A 25,915-nucleotide genomic window follows, 5' to 3' on the forward strand; every position below is an offset into this window, starting at 1 on the left:
ATTGGTGCACCACTCTGTTACTTTTTCACAATGGCTTAGCCCATTATTTTTACCAATAATGGCCGCTGACAAAGGCCGCCCGCGAACCTCCGTTCTCGGAGCGCAGCCTATCCATAACAAAGTCAGGGAGTTGCACTATGTCGGAAACCGACAAGAAATGGCTGGCGCTTGCCAAGCGCTGGGGGGTGTTGTTTGGTATTCCACTGCTGATGCTGGCCATCGGCATCTGGCAGTGGACGCGGGCCGATACGCCGATCAGCGATGTGGGCGCCAAGATTGCCGAGTACCAGCAGGTGGTGCGCGAGCTCGATGCCATTGAGGCGCAAACGCCGGGGCGCGCGACTGTCAAGGACAGCGAGGGCAAGGAATACCCCGTCAGGCTGGTGAAAAAAGAATACCTGCTGGCCATCCAGGACCTGCAGAACCAGGGCCTGAACGTCACCACCCGCAACCTGCAGCCCCTGCTGGCGGGCAGCACCATCGCCTTCAGCGTGCTGGCGCTGCTGTGGTCGGCGCTGGGCCTGGTCTACCAGCGGGGCATGGGTGCCAAGGCGATGCAGTCGCGCGAGCAACTGCTGGCCACCTTCCAAAAAGGCCGCAAGCTGCTGCCCATGTACATGGTAGTCATGGTGCTGCTGCTGTTTGGTGCGGCGATACCGCTGCTGGTCTACGAGATGATGCCCATCCTGCGCCACCGCAACTACAGCAAGGGGGACATGAAGCTCATGTTCATCCTCGGCGGCCTGGCGCTGTTTTTGCTGTACTCGGGCGGCAAGGTGCTGATCGATGTCTGGAAGGCCTCGCGCAAACCGCTGGAGAACGAACCCATCGAGGTCATGGGCCAGACCGTCAGCCGCCCACAAGCGCCTGGGCTGTGGGCTTTTGTCGACAGCGTGGCCGCCAAGACGGGTGCCGGCATGCCCGACACCTTGGTGGTCGGCCTGAACGAAGGCTTTTTTGTCACCGAGCACCCGGTGCAACTGGCCAATGGCAGCTTGCTGCCGCAAGGCCGGGTGCTCTACCTGCCCTTGCCCTATATGGCCTTTCTGAATGCGGGCGAGGTAGCGGCCGTCATCGGCCACGAGCTGGGCCATTTCATTGGCGAAGACACGCTCTACAGCCAGCGCTTCTCGCCCATCTACAGCGCGGCCATCCACCACCTGGTGGCCATCAGCGGCGGTGAGCGGCATGAGGAGTCGTGGATGGACATCCTGCGCCGTCCGGCCACCTTGTTTGGCGAGATGTTTCTCGACAGCTTCCACGAAGCGGTGCGCTACTGGAGCCGCAAGCGTGAACTGGCCGCCGATGCGGTGGGCGCGCAGGTGGTGAGCCCGCAGGCCGTCGCTGCATCGCTGCTGCGCATCAGTGCGCTGGCGCCGCATGTGGACGAGGCCTTGCAGGCCAATTGGGACCGGGGCGAGACGGTGGAGGGCGGGGTGCTGGGCCATGTGCGGCAACTGGTCGCCGCCCAAGGCATGGCCGACCCCAGTGAGCACCTGGACCAGCGCCAGGCCCACCCCACCGACACCCACCCCGAACTGGCCGAGCGGCTGGCGGCGCTGGGCGTGGCGATCAGCCCCGAGCTGTTGGCCCGCGCGATGGACGCGCAGGGCAGCCAGCTGCTGCAGGAGTTTGGGCTGGAGCAGGGCGCGCCCGTTTCTGCCGGCCACAGCAGCAGCCACCAAGCCCAGCCGGCTGCGGCGCTGGATATGAATGCCGCCTTGCAAAACGAGCTGAGCAGCGCAGCAGCGGCCAATCGCAGTGCCAAGCTGCTGGAGCTGCGCCGCATTGCGGGCCTGGCGAAGGACGAGGTGGTGATCTACGAGCGCTCAGCTTTCATGGTGGGGCTGTTTGTGTTCTTGGCCTTGGCCTGCGCGGTTGGGGCATTTTTTGTATTCCAGGCCCAGCTGCACATGGCGGTGGCCGCAGGCCTGCTGGCGGCTGCCTTGGGCTGTGCCTGGTTCGCCAAAGTGTTCTGGCAGGACAGCCAAAGCCCGGCGATGCGGCTGCAGCCGGGCGGTGTGCAGTTGTTCAAGGCGCCAGCGGCGCTGGCCTGGTCGGCGATTGATGATTTTCAGTTCAGCCAGGGCAACCATATGTTGACCGTGACCATGGTGCTGGAGGACGGTGTGCAGCCCCCGGCGATGGGCGTGGGCAAGCGGCGGGCCCAGTTCCGCAAGAAAAAGCAGCGCCTGGCCGTCATGCTCAAGGGCGTCAAGAAGATGAAGAACCAGGCCTTTGTCGAGCTGCTGGTGGACCACTGGCGCGCCTACCACGCCCGCCAGGAGCTGCAGCGCATGGGCGAGCAGGTCTGATCCTCGCTTTCCATCGCTGAGCCCCGGACGGTGTCCGGGGTTTTTTTACGCCGGGTGGCGCTGGGACCCCTGGCATTCCTGCGCAAGCTGTGCCGGTACTGGCGGCTGCTGGATAATAGGTAGTTGCCCCTTGCCCGTGCGCGGGCGTTGTCCACTTATTTCGCACCCTCCATGCTGTATCTTTCTACGCGCGGCCATGCCGAACAAAAACGTTTTTGCGACATTTTGCTCGAGGGCCTGGCCCCTGATGGCGGCCTGTACATGCCCGTGCACTACCCGCAGATCGACGATGCCCAACTGAGCCACCTGCGCGAAACGCTCAACAGCCAAGGCTATGCGGCCCTGGCCTTCGAGATCCTGTCGCTGTATATCGATGACATCCCGGCCGACGACCTGCGTGCGCTGTGCGCCAAGACCTATACCGCAGAGGTGTTCGGCTCGGCGGCCATTGTTCCAGTGCGCCCGCTCGATGGCTCGCTGATGATCGAGGCCCTCTCCAATGGCCCGACCCTGGCCTTCAAGGACATGGCCATGCAGCTGCTGGGCAACCTGTTCGAGTACGAGCTGGCCCGCCGTGGCGAAGAGCTCAATATTCTGGGTGCCACCAGCGGTGACACCGGCAGCGCGGCGGAATACGCCATGCGTGGCAAAAAGGGCGTGCGCGTGTTCATGACCAGCCCGCACGGCCGCATGAGCCCCTTCCAGCAAGCGCAGATGTTCAGCCTGCAGGATGAGAACATCCACAACATCGCCATCGAAGGCGTGTTTGACGACTGCCAGGACATCGTCAAGGCGGTCAGTAATGACCATGCCTTCAAGGCGCAGTACAAGATTGGTACGGTCAACTCCATCAACTGGGCCCGCTTGCTGGCCCAGGTGGTGTACTACTTTGCCGGCTATCTGCAGGCCACCACGCGCAACAGCGAAAAAGTGAGCTTCACGGTGCCCAGCGGCAACTTCGGCAATGTCTGCGCCGGCCATGTGGCCCGCCAGATGGGCCTGCCGATTGCCAAGCTGGTGGTGGCCACCAACGAGAACGATGTGCTGGATGAATTCTTCCGCACCGGTGTCTACCAAGTGCGCGGCGCCGCCCACACTTTCGAGACCTCCAGCCCCTCGATGGACATCTCCAAGGCCAGCAACTTCGAGCGCTTTGTGTTCGACCTGGTCGGCCGCGACGGCGCCCGCCTGCAGCAGCTGTTCGCGCAAGGCGTGGCCCAAGAAGGCCGCTTTGACCTGCAGGCCGACCCGGCCTTCAAGGATGCTGCCGGCCGCTACGGCTTTGTCAGCGGCAAGAGCACACATGCCGACCGCCTGGCCACCATCCAGGACACCTACCAGCGCTTTGGCCAGATGATCGACACCCACACCGCCGATGGCGTGAAGGTGGCGCGTGAGCACCTGGGGGCCGAACCGATGATCGTGCTGGAGACGGCCTTGCCAATCAAGTTTGCCGCCACCATCGAAGAGGCCCTGGGCCGCTTGCCCGAGCGCCCTGCCAAGTTTGACGGCATCGAAGACCTGCCCAAGCGCGTGGTGGTGATGCCCGCCGATGTGGACCAGGTCAAGACCTACATCAAGGACCACTGCCACTGAGCAGCGTCATCTGCGCTTGCAGCCCTTGGTTGGGTTGCAGGTGCGGGCCGGTGGATCATCAAGGAGGCGGGTATGCAGGTGCTGTGTTTTGCGGGCTATTCCGGCAGTGGCAAGACGACCCTGATCGAGCAGCTCATCCCCGTGCTGATCGCGCACGGCCAGCGGGTGTCGGTCATCAAGCATGCCCACCACCGCTTTGATATCGACACGCCTGGCAAGGACACCTGGCGCCACCGCCAGGCCGGGGCCTATGAGGTGCTGGCCGCCTCCGACCAGCGCGTGGTGCTGATGCGCGAGCTGCCACAAGCGCAGGAGCCCGATGTGCATGCGCTGATTGCCCAGCTCGACAGCCGGGTGGACTGGGTGCTGGTGGAGGGCTTCAAGAACTGTGATCTGCCCAAGCTGGAGGTGCTGGCCAATACGCCAGAGCCAGCGGGCAAGCCGCTGCTGTACCCGCAGGATGCGGCCGTACAGGCCGTCGTGCATTCTGCGGCCAGGGTACTGAACCCTCCCCCTGGCTTGCCCCTGTTGCCGCGTGATGAACCGGTGGTGGTCGCCCAGTGGCTGCTGGCCCACAGCGCCCGCTTTGCCTATACGCCGCCCTGTGTGTTTGCCATCGACAGCGCCGGCTGAGGCTGGCGCACCGATGCTCGGCCAGCACGGATGCGGCCGACAACTGAAGAAATGATTGCGATGAATACCCCGCCCCGTCCCCCTCTGAAATCACTCGATGCCGCCCTGGCTGAGCTGCTGGCCCAAGGCCAGCCACTGCCGGGCAGCGAGCTGCTGGATACCTTTGATGCCGATGGCCGCGTGCTGGCCGAGGATTTGGTCGCCGCGCTGCAGGTGCCGCCTTTTGACAACAGCGCGATGGACGGCTATGCGCTGCGCGCCGCTGACCTGAGCGGGCCGGAGCTGGCCTTGCCGGTGAGCCAGCGCATTGCAGCGGGCAGCATCGGCGAGCCGCTGGCCGCCGGCACCGCAGCGCGCATCTTTACCGGCGCTGCAGTGCCCCTGGGTGCTGACGCCGTGGTGATGCAAGAGGAATGCACGCTGCTGGAAGATGGCCGGGTGCAGATCAACGCCGCCGTCAAACCTGGGCAAAACATCCGCAAAAGCGGGGAAGACATGCAACGGGGCAGCACCGTGCTGACGGCAGGCAAACGCCTGGGCCCGGCCGAGCTGGGCCTGGCGGCCAGCATGGGCTGCGCCCGCCTGGCGGTGGCCCGTCGCCCGCGCGTGGCCTTGTTCTCCACCGGCGATGAGCTGGTCATTCCCGGCGATGTGGCGCCCCAAGATCTGCCGGCGGGCAGCATCTACAACAGCAACCGTTTCTTTTTGCGCGCCATGCTGCAGCGCCTGGGTTGCGAGGTGCAGGACCTGGGCATCGTGCCCGACAGCTATGAGGCCACCGTGGCCGCGTTGCAGGCGGCGGCAGAGAACAGCGATCTGGTGCTGACGAGTGGCGGCGTATCGGTGGGGGAGGAAGACCATGTCAAGCCTGCAGTGCAAGCCTTGGGCAGCCTGGATCTGTGGGCCATTGCCATCAAGCCGGGCAAGCCCTTCGCCTATGGGCGCGTGGGCCAGGCGCATTTCATCGGCCTGCCAGGCAACCCGGTCTCCAGCTTTGTGACCTTTGCGCTGCTGGTGCGGCCCTTCTTGCTGTGTCTGCAAGGCGTGCAGGCGCATGCGCCGCAGGCGGTGGACATGCGCGCCGATTTTGACTGGCCGCGTGCCGACAAGCGCCGCGAATTTTTGCGGGTGCGCGTCAATGCGCAAGGCGGGCTGGACCGCTTTGCCAACCAGGGCTCGGGCGTGCTGACCTCGGCCGTCTGGGCCGATGGCCTGGTCGACAACCCGGCCGGCCAGACCATTGCGCAGGGCGACACCGTGCGCTTTGTGCCTTTTGCCCAGCTGCTGGGTTGAGCGGGGGGATGCGATGACTTTGAAAACCGTACAACTGCGCTATTTCGCGGGCATCCGTGAGGCCATTGGCCGTGGCAGCGAGGCCTTTGCCACCGATGCGGCCACGGTGGCCGAGCTGCGCGATGCCTTGCTGGCGCGGGGCGAGCCCTATGCCAGCTGCCTGGCGCGGGGCCGGGCCGTGCGCACCGCCGTCAACCAGGTGCTCAGTGAAGAGAGCGCACCGCTGGAGGCGGGCTGCGAGGTGGCCTTTTTCCCGCCGGTGACGGGCGGTTAAACCGCGTCGTCTTCGGGCGGGCTGGGCAGCAGCAGCTCGGGCGCCCGCCACTCCAGCAGCTCCGCCAGGCGCAGCACCACCCAGCGTGCTTCTTCCGGGCTGACCCCTGCACCTTCGGCCTGCAGGCCGGCATACATGGTCTGCAAAATGGCGCTCTCGGAGGGCGCACTTTGGTGGTAGAGAATTTGCGCCTGCTCCACCAGCATCTGCGCCAAATCCTCGCAGAGTTCGTAGCGCTGGGCGATCTCGGTCAGCGGCTGGCGCAAGCGCTGCTGGCGGCCCTGGAACAGGGCGATGAACGAGTCAGGGATGAATATCTGGCTGCCGTCTTGCATGGCGTTCCGTGTGGTGTGGCTTGTGGCTTGGCGGCGTTTCAGGGCGTAAAGCGCTTTTCAAAGCGGGCCACATCTTCCAGCAGCTCAAAGGTCACCACCTGGCCCATTTTGCGGTCGGTTTCACGGCAGGCGGCATACACGCTGGTCTTGCCCACCAGGTCCATCGCGGGGATGTCGATGATCGCATAAGGGTAGGGCACGAATACATGGTGCTCGAACACAATGCGGTGCAGGTTGCGGGGATTGGGGTAGAGCAGGAAGCCGTGGGCTTGCAGGGTCTGGCTGGGCATGGAAACCATTCAAAGAGAAAACGGGTCTTGCAAAACGGCGGGTCTGTGGCTGGGCTTGTGCTGAGCCAGAGGCAGCCATGCTGCAAAGGCTCTAGTGTGCCGCAATCGCGGCCTGGGCGTAGGCTGCCATGGTTTGTCGGCATGGCCGGGTGGGCATGCTAGGCTTGGGTTTTTCCGCTTTTTCGCTGAGAGCCCGTCCATGATGCACACCCATATTGCCGTACAGACTGCTGACTTTGATGTGAGCCAGGAGTTGGGGCTGCTGCGGGCGGCGGACGGTCGCATTGGCGCGGTCTGCAGCTTTGTGGGTACCGTGCGCGACCGCAATGAAGGCAGCCAGGTGGCGACCATGGAGCTGGAGCACTACCCGGGCATGACGGAAAAATCGATCGCCCAGATGGTGGAGGCCGCCAGCCAGCGCTTTGACATCTTTGGCGCCCGCATCATCCACCGCGTGGGGCTGCTTGCGCCGGGTGACCAGATTGTGCTGGTTGCCGTGTCCTCGGCCCACCGGGGCGAGAGCTTCCAGGCCTGCGAGTTTTTGATGGACTACCTCAAGACCGAAGCGCCGTTCTGGAAGAAGGAAGACACGCCCCAAGGCGCGCGCTGGGTCGATGCACGCGTCAGCGACGAGGCGGCGATGGCGCGTTGGGGCCTGCCCAAGCGTCAAAGCTAACTAGGGGCCTCATTGCAGCGGTCTTGACCAGGCGCAAGCTTTTTTAGCCCCGTTGCTGCTGCAATGGATGCGGGGAGCGTGGCTGCGTTTGTGCGATGTCCGCATGGCGTAGGAGACGGCGCACAGCATTTGGCGATGCGGGCCGACAGAGCCTATATGTGCAGCGAGGTTCTTGAAAATACGCCAGTCAGCGCAAAATATTCCCCAGTAACAATTGTTGAGTGGGGAACATTCATGCGAATCGACAAACTGACAACCAAATTTCAAGAAGCCCTGGCCGACGCGCAATCGCTGGCCCTGGGCAATGACAACGCCTACATCGAACCGGTCCATGTGCTGGCCGCCATGCTGCGCCAACCCGAGGGCCCTAAATCGCTGCTGGCGCGGGCGGGTGCCAATGCCACGGCGATGAGCACGGCGGCAGAAAACGCGATCAAGCGCCTGCCGCAGGTGCAAGGCCAGGACCAGGTGACGGTCGGCCCGGATCTGCAGCGCATGCTGCAAGCCACCGAGAAGGAGGCCATCAAGCGCGGCGACCAGTTCTATGCCGCTGAGCTGTTTTTGCTGGCGCTGACCGACGACAAAGGTGAAGCAGGACGCATCGTCAAAGAAGGTGGTTTGAGCCGCAAGGCGCTGGAGTCCGCCATCGATGCGGTGCGCGGCGGCCAATCGATGGACAGCGCCGATGGCGAGAGCCAGCGCGAGGCGTTGAAGAAATACACCTTGGACCTGACTGAGCGCGCCAAGCTGGGCAAGCTCGACCCGGTCATCGGCCGCGATGACGAGATCCGCCGCACCATCCAGGTGCTGCAGCGCCGCAGCAAGAACAACCCGGTGTTGATCGGCGAGCCCGGCGTGGGCAAGACGGCCATCGTTGAAGGCCTGGCCCAGCGCATTGTGGCTGGCGAGGTGCCTGACACCCTGCGCGACAAAAAGGTGCTGGTGCTGGACATGGCCGGCCTGCTGGCCGGTGCCAAGTACCGTGGCGATTTTGAAGAGCGCCTCAAATCCGTGCTCAAGGAAGTGGCGCAGGAAGAGGGCCGCGTGATTCTCTTCATCGACGAGATCCATACCATGGTGGGTGCCGGCAAGGCCGAGGGCGCGATGGATGCGGGCAATATGCTCAAGCCTGCGCTGTCGCGCGGCGAGCTGCACTGCATCGGCGCCACCACCTTGGACGAGTACCGCAAGTACATCGAAAAGGATGCGGCGCTGGAGCGGCGCTTCCAGAAAGTGCTGGTCAACGAGCCTTCGGTGGAAGACACCATCGCCATCCTGCGCGGTCTGCAAGAAAAGTACGAGGCCCACCATGGCGTGGACATCACCGACCCGGCCATTGTGGCGGCGGCCGAGCTGTCGGCGCGCTACATCACCGACCGTTTTCTGCCCGACAAAGCCATCGACCTGATCGACGAGGCAGCGGCCAAGATCAAGATCGAGATCGACTCCAAGCCCGAGGTCATGGACAAGCTGGAGCGCCGCATGATCCAGCTGAAGATTGAGCGCGAGGCGATGAAGAAGGAAAAGGACGAGGCTTCGCAAAAGCGTTTGTCGCTGATCGAAGAGGACCTGTCCAAGATCGAGCGCGAATACGCTGACATGGAAGAGATCTGGAAGGCCGAAAAGGCCGATGCGATGGGCTCCGAGCAGCTGCGCAAAGAGCTGGAGCAGGTGCGCTTCCAGATCCAGGAGGCCACGCGCAGCGGTGACTTCAACAAGGTGGCCGAGCTGCAGTACGGCAAGCTGCCCGCGCTGGAGAAGCAACTGGCCGAAGTGCAGGCCGATGAGAACAGCGAAGGCGCCAAGACCAAGGGCCACAAGCTGCTGCGCACCCATGTGGGCGCCGAAGAGATTGCCGAGGTGGTCAGCCGCGCCACGGGTATTCCTGTGTCCAAGATGATGCAGGGCGAGCGCGACAAGCTCTTGCGCATGGAGGACAAACTCCATGAGCGCGTGGTGGGCCAGGACGAGGCGATTTCTGCCGTCTCCAATGCCATCCGCCGCTCACGCTCGGGCCTGTCGGACCCGAACCGGCCAACGGGCTCCTTCCTGTTCCTGGGCCCCACGGGCGTGGGCAAGACCGAGCTGTGCAAGGCACTGGCGGGCTTCTTGTTTGACAGCGAAGACCACCTGATCCGCATCGACATGAGCGAGTTCATGGAGAAGCACTCGGTCTCGCGCCTCATCGGTGCGCCTCCGGGCTATGTGGGCTATGACGAAGGTGGTTACCTGACCGAGGCCGTGCGCCGCAAGCCTTACAGTGTGATCTTGCTGGACGAGGTGGAAAAGGCCCACCCCGATGTGTTCAACATCCTGCTGCAGGTGCTCGACGACGGTCGCCTGACCGATGGCCAGGGCCGCACGGTGGACTTCAAGAACACGGTGATCGTGATGACCAGCAACATTGGCTCGCAGCTGATTCAAGCCATGGTGGGCGAATCGTATGAGGATGTCAAAGACGCGGTATGGGGGGAGCTCAAGAACTATTTCCGTCCCGAGTTCCTCAACCGCATCGATGAGACGGTGGTCTTCCACGGGCTGGATGCCAAGCACATCGAGTCGATCGCGCGCATTCAGCTGCACCAGCTCGAAGCCCGTCTGGCCAAGATGGACCTGCACCTGCAGGTCTCCGATGCGGCCATGGCCGAGCTGGCCAAGGTGGGCTTCGATCCGGTGTTTGGTGCCCGTCCGCTCAAGCGGGCGATTCAGCAGCGCATCGAAAACCCGCTGTCCCGGCTGCTGTTGGAGGGCTACTACCCCCCCAAGAGCCTTATTCCGGTGACGGTGGACCCGGTGCAGGCGCCCGGCGAGTTCCATTTCGGACGGGGTGCCGCAGCAGCCCAGTAAGGCGGGAGTGGCCATGCAGTAACCATGCATGGCCAGCTCTCTTTACGCTGCGATATGCTTGTTGACACTGCCAGGGCTTGAAAAACTCAGGCATCGGCATAACATGGGTAGCAAGCGCTGTAATACAGCGATGAAAGGAAGTGCGTTGAACGAGTTGTTGGCAACCGTGGTGAGCTGGACTTTGCGAATTGTCATGGTCTTGGCAGGTCTGGTGTTTTTCGTCAGTCTCATGGTGGTGGCTGCCATTGCTGCCTTGCTATGGACGCTGCGCCTGCTCTGGGCCAAGATGACCGGCAAACCTATCGTTCCGTTCGCCTTCAAGATGAACCCGGCCACCGGCTGGACCACCGTTTACCGCAGCACCGCGCGCTGGTCGGCCAACAAGGGCGCTCGCAGCGCTGAGGCGGCGAGCAATCCTTCTGGCATGCGCTCGGCCGTAATCGATGTGACGGATGTGGAGCCGCGTGAAATCCGCTCACAACACTGACTGACCTGACACAGGCTGCGGCCTGCGGTTGTGCAAAGCCCGGTTGTGCCTGATGCAGACCGGGTTTTTTTATGGGGCCTTGAGTTATGGATGTGAGCGAGTTGCACAGCCGGTTTGCGGCCATGCGCGCCGCCAGCCGCGCGCAGGCCGATACGCCGCTGCTGCTGCGGCGCGAGCGTTTGCTGCGCCTGCAAAAGCTGCTGCTGGACAACGAAGAGCGCCTGTGCGCCAGCGTGCAGGCGGATTTTGGTCAGCGCTCGGCGCGGGTCACCACGCTCACCGAGTTGATGCCGCTGCACAGCCAGTTGCGCCAGGCGCTGGGGCAAATGCGGCGCTGGGCGGCCGCCCAGCGGGTGGCCACGCCTTTGCAGCTGTGGCCTGCCCGGGCCTGGCTGCAGCCAATGCCTTTGGGCGTGGTGGGCGTGATTGCCCCTTGGAACTACCCCTTGCTGCTGGCCTTGGGTCCTGCCATCAGTGCGCTGGCTGCGGGCAACCGCGTGCTCATCAAACCCAGTGAGTACACGCCCGAGACCATGGCCCTGCTGGCCGCGCTGGTACCCAGTTACTTTGGCGATGATGAGCTGGCGGTACTTGCCGGCGATGCCAGCGCCTCTGCCGAGCTGGCCTCGTTGCCGCTCGATCACCTGCTGTTCACCGGCTCCACGGCGACGGGCCGCAAGGTGGCGCTGGCGGCGGCCAACCAGCTGGTGCCGACGACGCTGGAGCTGGGTGGCAAATCCCCTTGCCTGCTGGAACAAAGCTGCGACATCCAGGATGCCGCACGCAAGATTGCCCATGCCAAGCTCTTGAATGCGGGCCAGACCTGCATTGCCCCCGACTACGTCTTGCTGCCCCGCAGCAGCACTGCGGCCTTTGTTGATGCCTATGCCCAGGCTGTGCAGGCCCTGTACCCGCAGCAGCAAGGCAACCCCGATTACACCTCACTCATCCACGCCGCCCATGCCAGCCGGGTGCTGGGCATGCTGGCGCAGGCTGAGCAAGCGGGGGCGCAGGTGATCCGCTTGGCAGGCGGTGGGGACGCGGTGTCGCAAAGCCGTATCGGCGATGGCATCAGCCGCCAGTTAGCGCCCGCCTTGGTGCTGGGCGTGACGGCGCAGATGCAGCTGATGCAGGAAGAGATATTTGGCCCGGTGCTGCCGGTGCTGCAGTACGACGACCGCGAGGAGGCGATTGCGGCGATCAACCAGGGCGAGACGCCGCTGGCCTTTTACTGGTTTGGGCAGGACCGCCGGCAGGGCCTGGACACGGCGCAGCGGGTGCGGGCCGCCGGCATGTGCATGAATGACTGCCTGCTGCAGTTTGCCCATGCGAATTTGCCCTTTGGCGGTTGGGGGCACAGTGGCTGGGGCGCCATGCATGGCCACCACGGTTTCATGCGCTTTTCGCATGCCAAGCCGGTGCTGCGCCAGGGTGCCTGGTCTGCTGCGGCATGGCTGTATCCGCCCTATGGCCGGCGCTTTGATGCGCTGATGCGGCTACTTTACCGCCGAATAAAGCGCTAACTATTTGATTTCTATCGGGGGGAGGCGCTAGGGTAAACGCCTAGCGCAAATGTCTGCATTTGCAAACCCCTGCACAAATTGACCTACAAGGCCATTGTGGGGCTACCCAAATGATGTCAAGAGTGAGACAATGGCCGGCTTTCGCGCACCATATCTCTGCAGCGCGCTGTTCACGCGCTGACTCTTCCATATGCCCTTAAAAAAGCCATCAGCAATGCACGGTTGCTTGCTGATGCTGCGTGAGCCATGGTGTGTTGCAAGTGGATGGATGTTGAGCCTCAGGGTGCTCCATCAAAACACTTGACACCCGGCCGGGCGTGATGGTCGCAGTGTACGACGAGATATACGTGCTTTTTGGTTAATTCATTGATTTTTGTTTTCGGTTATCCATGTCTGAAACTATCCAGGTTCGTCCCGCAACTCTTCGTGATGCCAAAGCCATTGCCCAAATCCACGCTGCCGCTTCTGTTGAAAGCTATCGCGGCGTTTTGCCCGATGACCAGCTGAAATCTATCTCCTCCGTCGAGAAGCGCCAGGCCTATTGGCGCGAAGCCATTGAGTACTGCGAGCCCCAAGTCCAGGTGGCCGTCGAGAACGACAAGATTGTCGGTTTCATCGGTTTTGACCGTTCGCGCGATGCCAAGACCCGTCCTACCACGGGCGAAATCTGGGCCATCTATGCTGCGCCTACCCACTGGGACCAGGGCGTGGGCGTGGCGCTGTGGGATGCCGCCCGCGACGGCCTGTCCGAAGAGGGTTGCACCTCGGTGACGGCCTGGGTGCCGCTGCGCAATGAGCGTGCACTGCGTTTCCATGAGTCCGCCGGTTTCAAGCGCGAAATGTCGACCGCTAAGACGGCGACCGTCGGTGCCATCAAGATCGAAGAAGTGCGCATGCAGCGCTCCTTGATGAACCGCTGATTCTTGCAGGCCGGACGCGCTTGGCACCTGCTGCGGCAGGGCGAGCAGTGTCTTGCTCTCAAGAGGCCGTCTTGGACGGCCTCTTTGTTTTTTTCCCTTTGGCAGCGGCCCGGTGCTGGTCTGCCCCAGAAAGCATTTGTATGACCACTGCCCAACCAGAGCGTTTCGCCACCATCCACTGGGAGGAAGGCGGCGAGCCCCGCAGCGCCCGCTGGCGCTGCGAGCGCGGCACTGCGCCTTCCGCCCGCGTCGTGCTGGCCGATGACACCATGCCGGCAGATGTGGCCTACCGCCTGGCTTGTGAAGGCACGGCGCTGCTCTGGCGCGGAGATTTCCAGAACGCCCGCATGCTGCTGCAGTCGCTGGCCCGCCGCCTGGACAAGACGGGCGAGCGCAAGGCCAAGAAAAAGCCGGCCGCCCCTTCTGCTTCCGGCATGCCCACGCCGCAGGTGGCATTGCCCTTTCACCAGCAGCGCCACCTGCAAGCCCAGCGCGCCCGCGTGCTGTCGATGGTGCTGATCGAGTTGGATGCGCAGTACGAGATTGCCTTGCGCCGCGCACCGGAGGTGCAGGCTCCCTGTACCGACGCCTGGGGCGCGCCCCAGGGCGATGGGGCGCAGGTCGTGTCCCTGCGTGAGCTGCAGGCCCTGGTGGGCGCCCATGAGTGGCGCAAGAAAGGCGTGGAAATCCCTGCGCTGGCCAAGCTGGCGCCCAAGGGCTATGACCGCATTCATCCGCATTACGGTGTGTTCTCGCCGGTGCGGGGCGAATATGTCGACCTGATCGCACAGGCGCCGCTGCCTACCGCACTGGCCAAGAAGTCGCTGGCCTATGACATTGGCACCGGTACTGGCGTCATCGCCGCCGTGCTGGCACGCCGGGGCATCCAAAAGATTGTGGCGACCGATACCGATCCGCGTGCACTGATTTGTGCGCGTGAGAACCTGGAGCGCTTGGGCGTGGACCAGAAGGTGGAGCTGGCGCAGACTGATCTGTTCCCTGAAGGCAAGGCCGCCTTGGTGGTCTGCAACCCACCCTGGGTGCCTGCCAAGCCCAGTGCGCCGGTCGAGCGTGCCGTGTATGACGAGGGCAGCCGCATGCTGCGCGGTTTTCTGGCCGGCGTCTCCGCCCACCTGGCACCGGGTGGCGAAGCCTGGTTGATCCTGTCCGACTTTGCCGAGCACCTGGGGCTGCGCAGCCGTGAAGAGCTGCTCAGCTGGATCGCCGAGGCTGGCTTGCAGGTGGTGGGCAAAAACCAAATCCGCCCGCGCCACGCCAAGGCGCAAGACTCCGCTAACCCGCTACACCAGGCCCGCGCGGCCGAGATGACGACTTTGTGGCGTCTGCAGGTGGGTTGGTAATGGTCAGCGAGCAGGCGGTGCGGCCCGCTTCGCTGCCATCCATGATTGACTGCTGAACGGGGCGACAGATGCGATTGCTGCTGGCGCCCATGGAGGGCCTGCTTGATTTTGTGCTGCGGGATGTGCTCACCAGCCTGGGCGGTGCGGACCGCTGCGTGTCGGAGTTCATCCGCATCACCGGCAGCCTGCTGCCCGACAAGGTGTACTTGCGCACCATGCCCGAGTTGCGCAACGGCAGCTGCACTGCGGCCGGCACCCCGGTGCGCGCCCAGCTGCTGGGCAGCGATGCGGCCAGCATGGCGGCCAATGCCGCGCAGCTGGCGGCCTTGTCGCCCGAGGGCATTGATCTGAACTTTGGCTGCCCCGCCAAGGTGGTCAACCGCCATGGCGGCGGCGCCGCGCTGCTGCAGGATCCAGCGGCCATCCATGCGGTGGTCAGTGCTGTGCGCGCTGCAGTCCCTGCAGCCATGCCGGTGTCGGCCAAGATGCGCCTGGGCTTCAACGACCGGGCGCTGATGCTGGACTGCGCGTTGGCGATGCAGGAGGCCGGTGCCTGCGAGCTGGTGGTGCATGGCCGCACCAAGCTCGATGGCTACCGCCCGCCCGCTTACTGGGACCAGATTGCGCGCATCCGCGAGGCCGTCACCATCCCCGTCGTGGCCAATGGCGAAATCTGGACGGTGGAGGATGCCTTGCGCTGCCAGGCCGAATCGGGCTGCCAGGACCTGATGCTGGGGCGCGGCATTGTCGCCGACCCGGGCCTGGCCTGGCGCATACGCAAGGCCGTGGCCGAGCGCGATGGCCTGCCTATGCCAGATGGCCTGCACGATGTGCAATGGCCGGACCTGGTGCCTGCGCTGCTGCGTTTTTGGCAGCTGGTCTGCGACGACCTGGAGCCCCGCCAGCGCGCGGGGCGTTTGAAGCAGTGGCTGAACCTGATGCGCCGGGCCTTCCCTGAGGCGGAGGCCGCCTACCAGCATGTGCGGGTGATGACGGACCAGGGCGCGATCACGCTGTGGCTTGATGCGCTGCAGCAGCAAACCAGGGCTGGCGCCAACGCTAGCACCGCATCACAGCAGTGAATCGGGGGTGAAGGGGCTGATGATCTTGAGCATCAGCCGCAGCGGCAGGCTGGCATCGGGCTCGGTGCGCTGGTCTTGCAGCCGGGTGTTTTGCGGTGCCTCCCACAGCAGCTTGCCGTCTTTCAGCACCACATGCCAGGCGGCACTCTCCAGCCCTTTTTCAATCATGCCCGCCGCCTGGCCTGAGAGCTTGCGGCTGCGCACCAGCACCGCGATTTCGGTGTTCTGCAGTTTGGAGCGCTGGTCCAGGTTCATGGACCCGACCACCAGCAGCTGGCCATCGAGCACCAGCACCTTGCTGTGCAGCATCACGCGGCGGCCTTCGCGAAAACTGTTCTGCCCACTGCCCAGGCCAAAGGCGGCGCGCAGGTCGCTCTCATCACTGACCAGCTCATACAGCTCCACGCCGTCGCGCAGCAATTCCTCGCGGTAGCGCGCATAGCCAATGTGGGCAATCGGCGCATCGTTGGACGACAGCGAGTTGGTCAAAATGCGCACGCGCACGCCTCTTTGCACCGCATCCTTGAAAGCCTGGCGCATCGATTCACCGGGCACAAAGTAGGGCGAGACGATGAGCAAATCCTTCTTGGCGTAGGCGAGCAACTGCACCAGGCCATCCACCACCGAATCGGCGCTGGGACTGTGGCCGGGGTGGCGGGTTTCGGCCAGTGCGCGCAGCTGGTTCAGGCGCTTGTTGTCCAGCATGCCGGGCGCTGCGCTGAGTGGGTTGGTTTGCCCATCCGAATCGACCGCCGGTATCTTGCTGGGCGCATCGGCCAGCACCACCGAATGGGCCCAGACCAGCGGCACGGTGCGCAAGTCAACGGGCTGCATGTCCCAGGCGCGCTCGCGCTGCTCGGGGCTGATGGCGCCATCTGGGCGCGGCTCCCCATCGGGCGGAGAGGGCCGCGCGCCGCCGCTTGCCGCCTGCGCAGTCTGCGCGGCTGGCGCGGCGGAGGTTTCTGCCGTGTCGTCGCCATTGCTTTGTTGGGCGCGGGCCTGGTAGCTCTTTTGCATGTCTTCCAGCGCCTGCTTGCTGATCAGCGACTGCACCGGATATGCGCGCTCGTTGTTCCAGTAGCTGTCAAAGCTGCCGGACAGGTCCTGCACGGCCGGACCCATGATGAGCACATCGGTGTCCAGGAAGTTGGAGCTCTCGTCATTGTCGAAGTAGGCATCGCCCAGGTTGCGCCCGCCCATGATGCCCATCACGTTATCGGCCAGGAACAGCTTGTTGTGCATGCGCTGCTGGGCGCGCTGGAAATCGGTCGCGGCATTCCACATGCGGCTGATGGGCGAGTCGCGGTCGCCGGGCAGCGGGTTGAACATGCGCATCTCGATATTGGGCTCAAAGGCCAGGCGCATCACCTGCGCATTGCGGCCCGTGCCATGGAAGTCATCGAGCAATACCCGCACCCGCACCCCCCGGCGCGCCGCATTCACGACGCCTTCAAGCAAACGCGCGGTGCTGGCATCGGCATGGATGGCGTAGTACTGCACATCCAACGTATGTTTAGCGCCTTGCACCAGGGCCAGGCGTGCACCATAGGCCGCCTGCGCGCCGGCCAGTATCTCAAAACCCGATACACCCGACCCCGCCTTGCTCTCCGCCTTTTGGCGCTGCTGGCTGATCTGCACCAGGGCGCTGCTGGCCGCTGGCGGCTGGGCCAATGAGACAGGCCGGTCGACCTGGGTGGGGAGCTTGCTGGCGCAGCCGCCCAGCAGCAAGGCCGCGCACAGCACTGCCAGGCGGCGCTGCAGCTTGCGCATGACGGGGGTCTCAAGTGTGGTCAACAGAGACGGGGCAGAGGTCATCGGAGCAGTCGGCATGGCGGCGGGTTCTATCAGTGGGCTGGCGCTATTGTGCGTGAGCGCGGACGGTTGCGCAGAGCGGGCCACTGCATTGGCGGCGCTGTCGTACAGCCGCACCCCTGCATGCGTCGTGGCGCCGCAACGCATGGCCAGGCTGCTGGCGCGGGCTACCAGGGTTTGTGCGCGGGCCATGGCAGGGGGTACTTCGCTACGATAGAAAATTCAATTCCGTAGCGATTTATTGATAGTGAAAGGAACTGATCCCATGCGCAAATCACTGGGCTTTTACACGCTGCTATTGCTGCTGCTGGCCATCGCGGTGCCGCCCGAGAGCGCCTGGGCAGCGCGCAAAAAGAAGACCGAGGCGGCACAGGCGACCAGCAAGCCGGCCAAAGTCAAGGTCAAACGCCAGCGCAGCAGCAGCGCAGAAACCCCTGCCCAGCGTGACCGGCGCTTGAGCCGTGAATGCAAGGGCCTGCCCAATGCGGGGGCCTGCCTGGGCTATGCCAACTAGGGGCGCCGTTCAGAACAAGCCGTGGCCCTGGATGCGTGCGAGAACGCGCAGATCAGCGCCCACGGATTGGATGCTGCGGATGTCCAAGGCCGCTGCCTGGGCCAGCCGCTGCAGTGCCATGCCGCCAAACGCCGGCAGCCCTTGGCCGACCAGCTTGGGCGCCAGGTACAGTAAGCACTCATCGACCAGACCCGCCTGCAGCAGCGCACCATTCAAGATGCCACCGGCCTCCACATGCAGCTCGTTGACCTCCCGTGCGCCCAGGTCTTGCATCAGCGCGCCCAGATCAATGCGCGTCTTGCAGCCTGCCATCTGTGGTGCCTGGGTGGGCAGCTGAATGACGGTGGCGCCAGCGGCCTCCAGCGCCGCCTGGCCTGCGGTATCGCGGCTGTTGGTGTAGATCAGCACTTCGCGTGCTGCCGCAAAAATGCGGGCCTGCGGGGGCGTGCGCAGCTGGCTGTCCAGGACCACCAGGCGGGGTTGCCGAGGCGTCTCCACATAGCGCACATCCAGCGCCGGGTCATCGGCCAGCACGGTGCCCACGCCGGTCAGGATGGCGCAGGCCCTGGCCCGCCATTGGTGGCCATCGGCGCGGGCTGCCTCGCCGGTGATCCATTGGCTGCTGCCGTCGGGCAAGGCGGTAGCACCATCGAGCGACATGGCGGCCTTGAGCCGCACCCAGGGCTGCTTGCGCACCATGCGGCTGAAAAAGCCAATGTTCAACTCCCTGGATGCCTCCGCCCCGTCCTCGGGCGCGCAGACCACCACCTCGACCCCGGCGGCGCGCAGGCGGGCAAAGCCCATGCCGGCCACCAAGGGGTTGGGGTCAGTGATGGCGGCCACCACTTTGGCGACCCCTGCCGCTGCCAGCGCATCGCAGCAAGGGCCCGTGCGGCCTTGGTGCGCGCAGGGCTCCAGCGTCACATAGGCCGTAGCGCCTGACGTGCTGTGGCCACGGGCTGCCGCATCACGCAGGGCCATGATTTCGGCATGCGGGCCGCCCGCGCGCTGGGTGTGGCCCTGGCCGATGACCTGGCCATCAGCGCCGACCAGGACACAGCCGACGCGGGGATTGGGGGAGGTAATGAACAGGGCGCTGGCAGCCAGATCCAGCGCGGTTTGCATCGGTTGATCAGTCATGGAGTCTTGTCGCAATAGGGCCTGTACCTAGTCGCATGGCGGTCCATGGTGGACAGGCCTGGCGATTATCGGCGCAACACCGCGCCCTGTCTGTGCTGTCCTGTTATGCAGTCCTGCCGGATTTAATTTTTCAATGGCCCAAACCTTTACCGCAGCGTCAAAAAAATAAACAATGAAAAATATGAATTCAATTGTATTAATTGATTTATTCAGGCGCAGACCCTTGCAATGCCACAGGGGGTTGACCGCGGTGGAGCTGCTGGTCGTCATCGCCCTGCTGGCCATTATTGCCAGCCTGGCGGTGCACAGTTTCAGTGGGCTGCTGCAGCGCTGGCGTGTGCGGCAATCGCTGGAGGCCATGCATTCAGCGATCTTTCTGGCGCGCTCTGAAGCCATCAAGCGCAGCGGCCGGGTCGCACTGCAAAGGATCGTTGGCAGCGAGCATTGCCAGGCGCAGGCCGGCACGCGTGACTGGAGCTGCGGCTGGCAGGTTTGTGTCCATGAAGTGGGCCAGCAGCTGTGTGCGCAAAGCGCCCCGGTGCTGCAGCGGTTTGAGGCACCGCCGGGCCTGCAGGTGCTGCGCAGCAGCACGGGCGAAGGTATCCGTTTTGACCGCTGGGGCATGCCAACGGCGGGTTTCAGCTTCTCGCTGACGCCAGAGGGCAAAACCCTGGACGATGCCGCTGCCAAAGGCCTGTGTGCCAGCCGGGGTGGCCGCGTCCGGGTGGTCAACGATCCACCTTGTGCGCTGCGGAGTTGAGCCAGGCCATGCACCGCCCATCCCACCCCTCTCCCTCCTATGCGCGCGGCATCAGCTTGCTGGAGTCGCTGGTGGCCATGGTGGTGCTGGTGATCGGTGTTTTGGCCATGCTGGCCTGGCAGATGCGAACCCTTGCCGATACGCAGACCAGCACCCGGCGTGTGCAGGCCATACGCCTGATCGAAGACCTGGGCGAGCGCATTCGCGCCAACCCCCATGCCTGGGAGCAGCTGGAGCGCTATGTCAGCGACTGGCAGGGCGCGGCGCCTGGGCCGCTGGCCAAGCCTTGCGACAGCCAGGCTTGCAATGCACGCGAATTGGCCGACTACGAGCTGGCACAGTGGCGCCTGCAGGTCGAGCGCAGCCTGCCGCTGGCCCAATCCCGGCTGTTTCTGGCACCCGGCGAAAACCTGGCGGCCAACCGGCGCCAGCTGGGGGTGATGATCCGATGGCGCGAGAGCACGCATGGCCTCGCGGGCACCGGCGACCCGGGGCTGTACTTTGACCCCGTCGATGCCACCAAGCGTGTGGGCGACGGGGCTGGCGCCCAGGCGGCCGATGAACGCGGCGGTGAGGTGGTCTGCCAGGATGAGGATGGCGATCTGCGCTACACCTGCCATATGCAGTACCTGGCCTTGAATGCGCGCTGCAGCGCAGAGCGCATGGGCAGCGCCGTGCACTACCACTGTGGGGGCGCCTGATATGCCGGGTGCTATGCCTGTTGTCTTGCGCCCTCTGGCGGTGGGCGTGCGCCGCCAGCAAGGCTTCAGCTTGGTGGAGCTGATGGTGGGCATGGTGCTGGGCTTGGTGGTGATGGCTGCGGCGGGCATGGCTTTGCTGGCCTCCCGCAGTGTGGCGGCCACCGTCAGCGATGCCAGCCATTTGCAGCAGCAAGCCAGCTATGCTTTGCGTGTCATCGGTTTGGAGCTGCGCCAATCGGGCAGCCTCTACCTCAATTTGCAGCTGCCAGCCAGCAGCGATGCTTCGCACAGCGCTGCCTTGACACCTGCCGCGTTCGAAACAGCTGCCGCCGGGGTGGGCACAGCACGCGGCTATGCGCCCGACACCCATGCCTTGCGGGGCAGCGACGACAGCTTGGCAACCGGCCGCCGCCGCTACAAAGAGCCGGTCTTTACCCAGTCTGGCCTGGCGGGGCAATCGCGCAACTGCCTGGGCGGGCCCGCGGATGCCAATACAGATCTGCGCCTGGAGTCGCGCTTCAGTCTGCGCGGCCATGTGCTGCGCTGCGGTGGCAACGATACCGCTGCCTCGCCCCAGCCCCTGATCGAGAACGTTGCGGCACTGCGCATGCGCTATTTGCGCATGCATGCCGGGGGCGCGGGCGGCCAGCCGCAGATGCAGTATGTGGATGCCCAGCAAGCTGGCAGCGATTGGTCGCAGGTGGTGGCCGTGGAGGTGTGCCTGGTGCTGTTTGGCACGCTGCCCGGCCCGCTGCCTGCGGGCAGTGGCTACGTGGGCTGCGATGGCCAATGGGTGGACATTGCAGACCTGGCAACCCCGCGCAAGGGCCGCATGCACCGCGTCTTTCGCAACCTGTTCCAGCTGCGCAGCCAGGGCAGCCTATGACAGGCGCTGGCCGTTTTCTCCCTGGCAGCAGGCCGCGCCGCGCTCGGGGTGCGGCCTTGCTGACGGTGCTTGTCTTCAGCATGCTGTCCCTGCTGTTGGCCTTGTGGTCGGCGCGCACGGCCTGGTATGCAGAGCTGGTGGTGGGCAACGATGCCGATTACCAGCGTGCGTTCGAGGCGGCGCAGGCCCTGCTGCTGGATGCCGAGCTGGACATCCGCGCCGAGCGTGCCGATGGGCGGCCCTGCGACCATGGTGGTTTGCCCCGCGCCGCAGCGCCCGGGGTGTGCCGCAGCGGCGGCACCGCCAGGGTGCCGTTGGAGAATGCCGACTTGCCGGCCTTTCTAGCCGCACTCAGTGCCCAGCCGCAGCGCTGCATGGATGCGCTGTGCGCCAAGCGCGTGGGGCGCCAGGATATTTGGAACGCTCCTGCCGCTGGCGCTGCGGCCAGGCGCGCGGGCGAGCAAGACCTGTTCGCGCTGATACGGGGCGGAACGGGCGCGCGTTTCGGCCAGTACACCGGCGCGCAATTGGGCGATGCGGAGCATCCGGCCCATCCCATCCTGGCCGAACGGGCGCAGGCCGAGGCAGGCGGTTGGTACTGGATCGAGGTCATTCCCTATATCGACAGCAAGCCTGGCCTGATCAGCAATGCGCCCTCGCAGCAACTGGAGCTGGTGGGCCTGACACCGCATGTGGTCTACCGCATCACGGCGGTGGCTTTTGGCCGCAAGCCGGACACCCTGGTGGTGCTGGAGCAAGGCTACGCCCGGCCCAAACGCAAGGACTGAGAGGTAGGTAGGCATGGATGGCATCAAAGCGGATATGGATGGGCGGCGGAGGCGGCAAGCACCGCGCCGCCTGGCCGCAGCGCGACAGATAGCGCTGGCCTGCACGGCGCTGCTGCCCGCCGCTGCCTGGGCCCTGGAGCTGGCCACCGCGCCTGCGGGCGCTGCTGCCTACGCGGTGGCGCCCAATGTCATCCTCTCCATCGATGACTCGGCGGCAATGCAGCGGCGCATGGGCAATGCCGAGCCAGGCCTGGCCGCCATCACCGAGCCGGATGGCGATGGCGCCTGGGATGCGCGGGCGCAGCGCATCGCCGTGCTGCGGCATGCGCTCAAGGAGGTGTTGGGTGATGGGCAACAGCTGCCTGATGGCGCGATACGCCTGGCCTGGCAAGCCATGTGGAACCATGGCGCAGCACCCGGGGCTGGGCCTGGCGGCACCGTGCAAAGCCAGCGCCGCAGGCCCGGGGCCAGCTCGGTCAACAGCCCGCGCCTGGCCACCAATGGCATGCAGGCCCTGCAGGGCAGTACCGCGCAGATAGGCAGCCATCGCCAGCATTTTTTGGCCTTTGCCGACTCGCTCCGGGCCGGCCACAGCAGCGACTTGCACCATTTGTTGGGCCAGGCCGATGCCTATCTGCGCCGGCCCCTCAGCCCCCAAGGGCCCTGGTCCAGCGAACCCGGTGCAGCCACCGCAGCCAGCAGCAGCTACCTGGGCTGCCGTCGCAACTACCACATCGTGCTGGCGGGCAGCCGCTGGTCCGGCCCGGCCTCGGGGGGCGCGCAGGATGACCACCACGTTGCCAAGACGCTGCCCGACGGCCGTGTCTATGGCGGGGGCAGCGCCGCGCACCGGGCTGCCACCCAGCTCTACAGCGATACGGTCGCCAGCACCTTGGCGGACTGGGCCTTTCACAGCTGGGCCGATCCCTTGCAGCGCGCAGGCCTGCGTGGCAGCCTGGCGCCGGAGGCTGATTACCTGCATGCGCCGCCGCGCGAGCGCTTTGGCGATGGCAGGGGCCAGGCCGCCGTGCTGGAGCGTTACTGGAACCCGCGCTACAACCCGGCCACCTGGCCGCATATGGTGACCTATGTGATCGGCATCGGCCAGGAGGCCAGCGCCTGGCCCGGTGCGCCGCACATCCTGCCACCCACGCAGCAGCTGCCCATGGGCTATGACGGCAGCTTTGCGGCGCTGGCCAGAGGCGATGCTGCCTGGCCCGATATGCAGGCGCTGGGCGAAGGGGTTCGGGCGCTGGATTTGTGGCATGCAGCGCTCAACGGGCGGGGCCGTTTTTATGCCGCGATGCGCGGGCTCGATGTGGCAGCCGCCCTGCGCCATATCCTGCGTGAGATACAGGCCCAGAATGCCGACGGCACGCTTGGCGCTGGCAGGGCCAGCACGGGCGCTGTCAGTGCCAGCCAGGCGATCGCGCAAGACGCCCTGCTGTTCACGGCCAGCTATGCCCCGGACCGGGCCTGGTCGGGCGCCATCGAGGCCCAGGCCATGGGACCAGATGGCCGCTTGCAGCCCGCGCCCGGTTGGGGCGGGAGGAGCACCGCCGACCAGCTCGATGCCATGGCCTGGTCGCAGCGCGTGGTGCTCAGTTGGGGAGATACGCAGCAGCGGGGCGTTCCTTTGCGCTGGGCGGCCGATGAGATCCACTGGAGCGCCGCGCACAAGCAGACTTTGCAGGGCAACGCTGGCGATGACGAGGCGGCCGCGAGCGCTGCGCAGCGGCTCAATTACCTGCGCGGCGAGCGCCGCCATGAGATCCAGCATGGCGGCAGCCTGCGCAACCGGCATTCCCGCCAGGGCGATATCGTGCACTCGCAGATCTGGTACCAAGGCAAGCCTGCTGCGCGCTACAGCGATGCCAGCTACCTGGACTTTGTGCTGCGCCACCAGCACCGCCTGCCCATGCTCTATGTGGGCGGCAATGACGGCATGCTGCATGGCTTTTCGGCCCAGACGGGCGAAGAAAAAATGGCCTATGTGCCCCGGGGCGTGATCCCCAGCCTGCGGGGCCTGACCAGCCCGACCTATGACAGCCAGCACCGCTATTTTGTCGATGGCTCGCCACTGGCAGGCGACGCCAACCTGGGCAGCGCCAGCAGCCCGCGCTGGCGCACGCTGCTGGCGGGCACCCTGGGCGCCGGCGGCAAAGGCTATTTTGTGCTGGATGTGACCGAGCCCGAAACGGCGTTTTCCGAATCCCAGGCCGCCGAGCTGGTGCTGATGGACAGAAGCTGGCACGCGCAGGAATCAGCGCCTGCATGTGAGGCAGCGGCAGGTGCAGCACAGCGCGCTTGCGCGCGTCTGGCCGAGGCCTACCCCGACATCGGCCATATCACCGCCAGCCCGTCGCGCGACGATATCGACCCCCAGCGCAGCACGCAGATTGCGCAGCTCAACAACGGCCGCTGGGCGCTGGTGCTGGGCAATGGCTACAACAGCGCCCTTGGGCGCCCCGTGCTGCTGGTCCAGTACCTCGATGGCGAGCATGAGCTCTTGCGCTTGGTGGCGACTGGCAGTACCTCGGCGCAGGCCTGCAGGCAACAGACCGCGCCCAGTCCGCAATGCCGCCAGGTGCAGGACAACGGCCTGTCTGCTCCGCGTCTGGTCGATATCAATGGCGATGGCCGCCCCGATGTGGCTTATGCCGGCGACAACCAGGGCAATCTCTGGAAGTTTTTGATGACCTCCGACCAGGACCGCGAATGGGGTGTGGCGCAATGGGGCGCGCTGGCGGCCACGACCAGCCACCAATCGACCACCGGCGTGCCGCTGTACCAGGCGCGGGGTGGCCAGCGCAGCACGCCTGGGCAGCGCACATGGCCGCAGCCCATCAGCACCGCGCCCCTGGTACGCAGCAATGACCGTTTGCGCACGCAGCAGCATGCGGAAGGCGAGCGCCGGGTGCCGGTGGGCGGTTTGATGGTGGCCTTTGGCACCGGCCGCAACATCGCCCGCCTCGATCCGCAGGATGACAGCGTGCAGAGCCTGTATGCCGTGCTCGATACCAGCCGCTACAAGCGGGTGGGCGAAGGCGGCAGCCGGGTGGAAGTCTGCGCCTCGGCGGCGGATCCCCTGTGCCAGTCGGTGCTGGGCAGCGATGCCGATCTGCCCGGGCCGGTGGCGCAAAGCCAGTTGCTGCAGCGCCGTGTCAGCGCCAGCCCTGTGCATGCCCGCAGCAGCGACCGACGCATGTTCTGGACGATGGAAGAAAGCGAGGCTGCCGATGCGCTGGATTGGAACCGGCACCGAGGCTGGTACCTGGACCTGCCCGATGCCGGAGAACGCCTGCTGCAACCGCTGGGCTTTTACAGCGGCAGCAACCTGCTGGCCGTGGTCAGCCAGGTGCCTGCGCGGGCAGCAGCTGGCATGCAGAGCCCGGCCAGCTGCGAGCCGGTTGAGGGCAGCGCAGCGCGCCGCTATTTCAGCCTGATCAACATCATCGATGGCCTGCGGCCCCGCCTCCAGATTCTGGATGCCGATGGCGACGGCGTGTTTGATCCACAGGCGGATGGCCATGCCTCGCGCATGCGTTTGGGCGCAAGGCCGCCATCGATGATCAGGGTGCGCGATGACGAGGGCCAGCAGCGCATGTGGATCGATGGCAGCGCCCAGCGCGAGCCGCCTGAAGTGCCGGTACGGCCCACCTGGCGCCAGGCACGATGAAAG

General features: G+C 65.1%; 22 protein-coding genes. 18 read left to right on the forward strand and 4 right to left on the reverse strand.

The genetic code is table 11. From position 1 onward, the window contains the following. Window positions 1-137: 137 nt before the first annotated feature. The 5 genes from M2375_RS17720 to M2375_RS17740 all read left to right on the forward strand — a co-directional run bounded on the left by M2375_RS17720 (window position 138) and on the right by M2375_RS17740 (window position 6,111). Entirely contained in the window at window positions 138-2,315 is a 2,178-nt protein-coding gene (locus M2375_RS17720; protein WP_259169217.1) for a M48 family metallopeptidase, read from the forward strand. A gap of 171 nt (window positions 2,316-2,486) precedes the next feature. Further along, complete coding sequence (thrC, locus tag M2375_RS17725) at window positions 2,487-3,911, forward strand: threonine synthase (protein WP_259169218.1); 1,425 nt, start codon at window positions 2,487-2,489, stop codon at window positions 3,909-3,911. 72 nt (window positions 3,912-3,983) lie between these two features. After that, the gene (gene mobB / locus M2375_RS17730; protein WP_259169219.1) at window positions 3,984-4,544 is read left to right on the forward strand and encodes a molybdopterin-guanine dinucleotide biosynthesis protein B; all 561 of its coding nucleotides are present in this window, start codon (window positions 3,984-3,986) and stop codon (window positions 4,542-4,544) included. A gap of 60 nt (window positions 4,545-4,604) precedes the next feature. Continuing rightward, the gene (gene glp / locus M2375_RS17735) at window positions 4,605-5,837 is read left to right on the forward strand and encodes a gephyrin-like molybdotransferase Glp (RefSeq protein WP_259169220.1); all 1,233 of its coding nucleotides are present in this window, start codon (window positions 4,605-4,607) and stop codon (window positions 5,835-5,837) included. A gap of 13 nt (window positions 5,838-5,850) precedes the next feature. After that, the gene (locus tag M2375_RS17740; protein ID WP_259169221.1) at window positions 5,851-6,111 is read left to right on the forward strand and encodes a MoaD/ThiS family protein; all 261 of its coding nucleotides are present in this window, start codon (window positions 5,851-5,853) and stop codon (window positions 6,109-6,111) included. On the opposite strand, the gene M2375_RS17745 is transcribed toward M2375_RS17740, so the two are convergent. Beyond that, the gene (locus tag M2375_RS17745; RefSeq protein WP_259169222.1) at window positions 6,108-6,446 is read right to left on the reverse strand and encodes a hypothetical protein; all 339 of its coding nucleotides are present in this window, start codon (window positions 6,444-6,446) and stop codon (window positions 6,108-6,110) included. The genes M2375_RS17740 and M2375_RS17745 overlap by 4 nt on opposite strands. Window positions 6,447-6,484: 38 nt before the next feature. After that, a complete protein-coding gene (locus M2375_RS17750) occupies window positions 6,485-6,736 on the reverse strand; it encodes a hypothetical protein (protein ID WP_259169223.1) in 252 nt (83 codons plus the stop codon). A 199-nt stretch (window positions 6,737-6,935) separates the two neighbouring features. Here M2375_RS17750 and moaE point away from each other — a divergent pair, with 199 nt between their 5' ends. The 7 genes from moaE (at window position 6,936) to M2375_RS17785 (ending at window position 15,632) form a co-directional block, all read left to right on the forward strand. Further along, complete coding sequence (moaE, locus tag M2375_RS17755) at window positions 6,936-7,412, forward strand: molybdopterin synthase catalytic subunit MoaE (protein WP_404979345.1); 477 nt, start codon at window positions 6,936-6,938, stop codon at window positions 7,410-7,412. A gap of 234 nt (window positions 7,413-7,646) precedes the next feature. Beyond that, on the forward strand, window positions 7,647-10,259 hold the full coding sequence (gene clpB / locus M2375_RS17760; RefSeq protein WP_259169224.1) for an ATP-dependent chaperone ClpB: 2,613 nt from the start codon (window positions 7,647-7,649) through the stop codon (window positions 10,257-10,259). Between the two features lie 28 nt (window positions 10,260-10,287). Next, window positions 10,288-10,746 carry a hypothetical protein gene (locus M2375_RS17765; protein WP_259169225.1) on the forward strand — a complete coding sequence of 153 codons (459 nt, stop codon included), beginning with the start codon at window positions 10,288-10,290 and terminating at the stop codon, window positions 10,744-10,746. An 86-nt stretch (window positions 10,747-10,832) separates the two neighbouring features. Further along, window positions 10,833-12,269, forward strand: a complete 1,437-nt coding sequence (locus M2375_RS17770) for an aldehyde dehydrogenase family protein (protein ID WP_259169229.1) — start codon at window positions 10,833-10,835, stop codon at window positions 12,267-12,269. A 389-nt stretch (window positions 12,270-12,658) separates the two neighbouring features. Continuing rightward, window positions 12,659-13,189: a GNAT family N-acetyltransferase gene (locus M2375_RS17775; RefSeq protein WP_021025922.1), complete on the forward strand. Its 531-nt coding sequence runs from the start codon at window positions 12,659-12,661 to the stop codon at window positions 13,187-13,189. Between the two features lie 140 nt (window positions 13,190-13,329). Then, a complete protein-coding gene (locus M2375_RS17780; protein WP_259169233.1) occupies window positions 13,330-14,550 on the forward strand; it encodes a class I SAM-dependent methyltransferase in 1,221 nt (406 codons plus the stop codon). Between the two features lie 68 nt (window positions 14,551-14,618). Further along, the gene (locus tag M2375_RS17785; protein WP_259169236.1) at window positions 14,619-15,632 is read left to right on the forward strand and encodes a tRNA-dihydrouridine synthase; all 1,014 of its coding nucleotides are present in this window, start codon (window positions 14,619-14,621) and stop codon (window positions 15,630-15,632) included. Here M2375_RS17785 and M2375_RS17790 read toward each other — a convergent pair. Continuing rightward, on the reverse strand, window positions 15,621-17,447 hold the full coding sequence (locus M2375_RS17790; RefSeq protein ID WP_259169275.1) for a phosphatidylserine/phosphatidylglycerophosphate/cardiolipin synthase family protein: 1,827 nt from the start codon (window positions 17,445-17,447) through the stop codon (window positions 15,621-15,623). The two genes, M2375_RS17785 and M2375_RS17790, sit on opposite strands and share 12 nt — an antisense overlap. Before the next feature lie 262 nt (window positions 17,448-17,709). On the opposite strand from M2375_RS17790, the gene M2375_RS17795 reads away from it, so the two are divergent. Next, entirely contained in the window at window positions 17,710-17,958 is a 249-nt protein-coding gene (locus tag M2375_RS17795) for a hypothetical protein (protein WP_259169237.1), read from the forward strand. 9 nt (window positions 17,959-17,967) lie between these two features. Here the strand turns inward: M2375_RS17795 and ribD are convergent, their stop codons facing one another. Beyond that, window positions 17,968-19,098, reverse strand: coding sequence for a bifunctional diaminohydroxyphosphoribosylaminopyrimidine deaminase/5-amino-6-(5-phosphoribosylamino)uracil reductase RibD (gene ribD / locus M2375_RS17800; protein ID WP_259169238.1), 1,131 nt, complete (start codon window positions 19,096-19,098; stop codon window positions 17,968-17,970). 181 nt (window positions 19,099-19,279) lie between these two features. Between ribD and M2375_RS17805 the strand changes: the two genes are divergently transcribed. From M2375_RS17805 to M2375_RS17825, 5 genes are all read left to right on the forward strand, one after another. Then, window positions 19,280-19,858, forward strand: coding sequence for a GspH/FimT family pseudopilin (locus tag M2375_RS17805; RefSeq protein WP_259169239.1), 579 nt, complete (start codon window positions 19,280-19,282; stop codon window positions 19,856-19,858). An 8-nt stretch (window positions 19,859-19,866) separates the two neighbouring features. Further along, window positions 19,867-20,559 (forward strand): type IV pilus modification protein PilV, encoded by a 693-nt coding sequence (gene pilV / locus M2375_RS17810; protein WP_259169240.1) that lies wholly within the window; start codon window positions 19,867-19,869, stop codon window positions 20,557-20,559. 13 nt (window positions 20,560-20,572) lie between these two features. Further along, window positions 20,573-21,445: a prepilin-type N-terminal cleavage/methylation domain-containing protein gene (locus M2375_RS17815; RefSeq protein ID WP_259169241.1), complete on the forward strand. Its 873-nt coding sequence runs from the start codon at window positions 20,573-20,575 to the stop codon at window positions 21,443-21,445. Window positions 21,446-21,510: 65 nt separating this feature from the next. Next, entirely contained in the window at window positions 21,511-22,233 is a 723-nt protein-coding gene (locus tag M2375_RS17820; RefSeq protein WP_259169278.1) for a pilus assembly protein PilX, read from the forward strand. A gap of 13 nt (window positions 22,234-22,246) precedes the next feature. After that, window positions 22,247-25,912 carry a pilus assembly protein gene (locus M2375_RS17825; protein WP_259169242.1) on the forward strand — a complete coding sequence of 1,222 codons (3,666 nt, stop codon included), beginning with the start codon at window positions 22,247-22,249 and terminating at the stop codon, window positions 25,910-25,912. Window positions 25,913-25,915: the final 3 nt, after the last annotated feature.

It is taken from the genome of Comamonas sp. BIGb0152, from assembly GCF_024809975.1.
In the GTDB taxonomy this organism is placed as follows: domain Bacteria; phylum Pseudomonadota; class Gammaproteobacteria; order Burkholderiales; family Burkholderiaceae_C; genus Comamonas.

What these genes read in the sequence shown, in the direction of transcription:
- M2375_RS17790 (WP_259169275.1), bottom strand. Translation starts at nt 17,447, where the DNA reads ATGACCTCTGCCCCGTCTCTGTTGACCACACTTGAGACCCCCGTCATG.
- pilV (WP_259169240.1), top strand. Translation starts at nt 19,867, where the DNA reads ATGCACCGCCCATCCCACCCCTCTCCCTCCTATGCGCGCGGCATCAGC.
- M2375_RS17780 (WP_259169233.1), top strand. Translation starts at nt 13,330, where the DNA reads ATGACCACTGCCCAACCAGAGCGTTTCGCCACCATCCACTGGGAGGAA.
- M2375_RS17815 (WP_259169241.1), top strand. Translation starts at nt 20,573, where the DNA reads ATGCCTGTTGTCTTGCGCCCTCTGGCGGTGGGCGTGCGCCGCCAGCAA.
- M2375_RS17770 (WP_259169229.1), top strand. Translation starts at nt 10,833, where the DNA reads ATGGATGTGAGCGAGTTGCACAGCCGGTTTGCGGCCATGCGCGCCGCC.
- M2375_RS17740 (WP_259169221.1), top strand. Translation starts at nt 5,851, where the DNA reads ATGACTTTGAAAACCGTACAACTGCGCTATTTCGCGGGCATCCGTGAG.
- M2375_RS17765 (WP_259169225.1), top strand. Translation starts at nt 10,288, where the DNA reads ATGGCCAGCTCTCTTTACGCTGCGATATGCTTGTTGACACTGCCAGGG.
- M2375_RS17720 (WP_259169217.1), top strand. Translation starts at nt 138, where the DNA reads ATGTCGGAAACCGACAAGAAATGGCTGGCGCTTGCCAAGCGCTGGGGG.
- ribD (WP_259169238.1), bottom strand. Translation starts at nt 19,098, where the DNA reads ATGACTGATCAACCGATGCAAACCGCGCTGGATCTGGCTGCCAGCGCC.
- M2375_RS17825 (WP_259169242.1), top strand. Translation starts at nt 22,247, where the DNA reads ATGGATGGCATCAAAGCGGATATGGATGGGCGGCGGAGGCGGCAAGCA.
- M2375_RS17775 (WP_021025922.1), top strand. Translation starts at nt 12,659, where the DNA reads ATGTCTGAAACTATCCAGGTTCGTCCCGCAACTCTTCGTGATGCCAAA.
- mobB (WP_259169219.1), top strand. Translation starts at nt 3,984, where the DNA reads ATGCAGGTGCTGTGTTTTGCGGGCTATTCCGGCAGTGGCAAGACGACC.
- glp (WP_259169220.1), top strand. Translation starts at nt 4,605, where the DNA reads ATGAATACCCCGCCCCGTCCCCCTCTGAAATCACTCGATGCCGCCCTG.
- clpB (WP_259169224.1), top strand. Translation starts at nt 7,647, where the DNA reads ATGCGAATCGACAAACTGACAACCAAATTTCAAGAAGCCCTGGCCGAC.
- M2375_RS17785 (WP_259169236.1), top strand. Translation starts at nt 14,619, where the DNA reads ATGCGATTGCTGCTGGCGCCCATGGAGGGCCTGCTTGATTTTGTGCTG.
- M2375_RS17750 (WP_259169223.1), bottom strand. Translation starts at nt 6,736, where the DNA reads ATGCCCAGCCAGACCCTGCAAGCCCACGGCTTCCTGCTCTACCCCAAT.
- thrC (WP_259169218.1), top strand. Translation starts at nt 2,487, where the DNA reads ATGCTGTATCTTTCTACGCGCGGCCATGCCGAACAAAAACGTTTTTGC.
- moaE (WP_404979345.1), top strand. Translation starts at nt 6,936, where the DNA reads ATGATGCACACCCATATTGCCGTACAGACTGCTGACTTTGATGTGAGC.
- M2375_RS17795 (WP_259169237.1), top strand. Translation starts at nt 17,710, where the DNA reads ATGCGCAAATCACTGGGCTTTTACACGCTGCTATTGCTGCTGCTGGCC.
- M2375_RS17805 (WP_259169239.1), top strand. Translation starts at nt 19,280, where the DNA reads ATGAATTCAATTGTATTAATTGATTTATTCAGGCGCAGACCCTTGCAA.
- M2375_RS17745 (WP_259169222.1), bottom strand. Translation starts at nt 6,446, where the DNA reads ATGCAAGACGGCAGCCAGATATTCATCCCTGACTCGTTCATCGCCCTG.